This window comes from Streptomyces sp. NPDC047974 (genome assembly GCF_040653375.1).
Lineage (GTDB): Bacteria > Actinomycetota > Actinomycetes > Streptomycetales > Streptomycetaceae > Streptomyces.
The window spans coordinates 1-2,631 of record NZ_JBEZNU010000092.1 but is presented as its reverse complement, the minus strand read 5'-3'; the positions used below and the strand labels follow the sequence as shown (position 1 = coordinate 2,631).

Genomic DNA, 2,631 nt, shown 5'->3' with positions numbered 1-2,631 from the left:
ACGCGGGTCTACTCGGTGACCATCACAGGATCATTCGGGAAGGTACGCCCTCCGCGTCCCACCCGGAGCTGATCCACAGGTCTTGAGCATTGCTCCGTACGAAGCGGCACGATCCTCTGTGTACGAGCCTGTCGTGGTGTGCTGTCGGGCGACTCGTTTCACGCGTGCTCGGCGCAGCGCGGCCGCCTGAGTCAGGGCGGCCTGGTGCCGGCGCAGCAGCTCCGTCTCCTCGACGGAGGCAGGCTCGTCTTCGGCCGACTCGGGGAAGTCAAGGAGGCTGCGCTCGCGCATCGCCTGGATCTGCCGCTCGACGCCCCCTTCGGCAGCCGGGCGGAGAACGGCTCGGCCGCCGCGGCTCGGTGCGCTTCGAGTGACTTGCGGTACCCGGCCGACGGCGTCCATGGCGTCTTCACCTGCCCGGCGGGCATCGTCCGGTCCCTCGAGGAGGGGCTGGTGCCAGCCGCTTCGGCCAGCGAAGTTTTCGTCGGGATGGCCGTGGGGGCAGGACATGCAGGGACCGTACGGTCGCGCCGGGCACCTTCGTTGGCCGCCGCGATCAGCTTCGAGCCGATCCAGTAGACCCGGCACCCGCTCCGTCCCGGCCAACGCAGACCGGCCAACTTCTCCGGTTCACCTGCGGGGGCCAGGCGCCAGGGGAGATCTTGTCGCTTGACGATCTTCCCTACAGTCCCGAAGGAGTGGTGATGGTCTCCTCCCCGCGGCCGCCCGAGTCCCTGGCCGAGTACCTGGACCGCTACGCCGGCCTGCCCCCGGACTTCGAGGGCCGGCTCTCGGTCGACAACGTCAGCAGGATTGCGCTGCTGACCACAGCCCACTGCGACCGCTACATGGCCACCCAGCACATGCTGTCGCTGCTCGCCGGACTTCCCATTCCGACCGATGAGCCCTACGAGGACTTCTGGTTCAAGCTCTGGCAGGCGTCCGGGACGGCGTACTTCATGCCAGGCAACATGCGAGCGTCCGTCCTCGCCGCCCTGGACTACGACGGCCTGGGCCTCGCCGGCCGCTTTCTCTCAGCCTTCAACGAGATGACCGCCGAGCAGTGGGACGCTGCGGCGAAAGTCATCGGGGAGGCCCTGGACGAGCGCATCGCCTACGCCCCTCAGCAGGCGGGCGAACTGTGGCTGCGGGACATGCAGATGACCGCCTGGCGAGTCCAGTACACCGCCCCCGGACCCAGGACGTGGCAGGATCGCGAGGCGTTTCGCCGTGGCTGGGAAGGCGTCTGACCAGCTGCTTCAGGCAGTCGGCCGCACTCCGAAGCGCCGGGCACCGGCTGGCACCAGCTGACGGTGCGCCTCGAGTGCGCGGTGGTAGCCGGCAGACGAAACTGGGCGCGGCCGGTGCGGGCGGGGTCGGGTCGGCGGCCGCCGTGGCGGGGCCGGCCTTCATGGACGCTGGCGGCAGGACGTTCAGGACGGGCATGTTCGCCTCGGACGCCTTTCCGTCGACGGCCGGAATCAGCTTGGGCGCGATCCAGCGGACCTTCGTGCCGTACGCCGGGCATCGGGGTCGACGTCCAGGCGGCCGGACTCCGCGTCTGCGAGTCCGCACGCCGCCTCCGCTACCTGGTCGGCCTGCTCCTCGATGCCGGGCCCTGCCCGGTCCACCAGCCCCATGCCGTCCCCAACGCCTCGCGCGGCCGCGGAGACACCGTCGGGAGCCCCGGTGCTCGTCGCTCGTCCCGGCCTGCGGGCCGACGTGGTCTCCAGCCCGTAGCTGTCCGGCCGCTTGAAGAACCGCTGGCCTGCTGTTCCTGCGGCGCGTGAGTCTCGGTAGGCCGGCCCGCGGCGGGAGGAGGCCGGCCCCCGCCCGTGCCCTGGCGGGGGCCGTTGAAGGCGGCGTGGACGATGACTTTGACCTTGTAACCGGCACCTGCTCCGACGAACCCCGTCTTGCTCTGCTCACCCGCACAGAGGCTCGCGAGATGGTCGAGCTGCTCCAGGTCCTGGAACAGCTTGCCCCGAACGACCACGGCCAGGCGGCCGGACAGCTCGCCGCCGACCTCGCCCGTCGCCTGCCCGCCCCGTAACCAGAGCCGCAGCAGAGCCAGGCAAGGCCATCTAAGGGAACTCGACCTCCGTCCCGCTCCCGGCAGGGCGGGGTGTGGGCCGATCCAGACCGAGACTGCCCCACGGGGCGCAGATCGCGCACATCTCCAGGTCAGGAAACTCCTGGAACGCGATCACCACCTCGTCGCGGCTGAGCAGCCCGAATTCCCGGGTGTACTGGCCGCAGTTCCCCCGGTGCAGCATCGGGTGGCCCTGGACCGCGCGGGCGGGCTGGAGCTTCCACGTCGTTTCGCGGTGGGCCTGTTCCCGACGCCGCTGATCCTCGGCTTCCTCCCGCTCGAGGTCCCGGATCGTGCGCTCCTCGACCGCGACCTGGTGGCGCAGCCATACCAGCAAGGTCCGGTGCTTCTCGATCCGCTCGGCTATCGACAGGGCCATGGTGCTCGCCGCCTCATGCCGCCAGGGCGTCGCCGCCGAGGCTGGCCAGGACGTCCGGGTCGTGCTTAAGAGGGCATCTGATCAATGTTCATGCCGGTATGGGTGGCATGTCCGATTCGATTCGCCAGGTTGGTACGGATTCTCCGGTGAGTTCGCGGCT

3 protein-coding genes are annotated in these 2,631 nt (G+C 69.9%); 2 read left to right on the top strand and 1 reads right to left on the bottom strand.

Annotated features, from left to right (window positions below):
* Positions 1-138: 138 nt before the first annotated feature.
* Both AB0E19_RS38420 and AB0E19_RS38415 read left to right on the top strand, forming a co-directional pair.
* A complete protein-coding gene (locus AB0E19_RS38420; RefSeq protein WP_362189818.1) occupies positions 139-579 on the top strand; it encodes a hypothetical protein in 441 nt (146 codons plus the stop codon).
* Between the two features lie 125 nt (positions 580-704).
* The gene (locus AB0E19_RS38415; protein ID WP_362189815.1) at positions 705-1,250 is read left to right on the top strand and encodes a hypothetical protein; all 546 of its coding nucleotides are present in this window, start codon (positions 705-707) and stop codon (positions 1,248-1,250) included.
* A gap of 834 nt (positions 1,251-2,084) precedes the next feature.
* Here the strand turns inward: AB0E19_RS38415 and AB0E19_RS38410 are convergent.
* Positions 2,085-2,471 carry a DUF6233 domain-containing protein gene (locus AB0E19_RS38410; protein ID WP_362189812.1) on the bottom strand — a complete coding sequence of 129 codons (387 nt, stop codon included), beginning with the start codon at positions 2,469-2,471 and terminating at the stop codon, positions 2,085-2,087.
* Positions 2,472-2,631 lie beyond the last annotated feature (160 nt).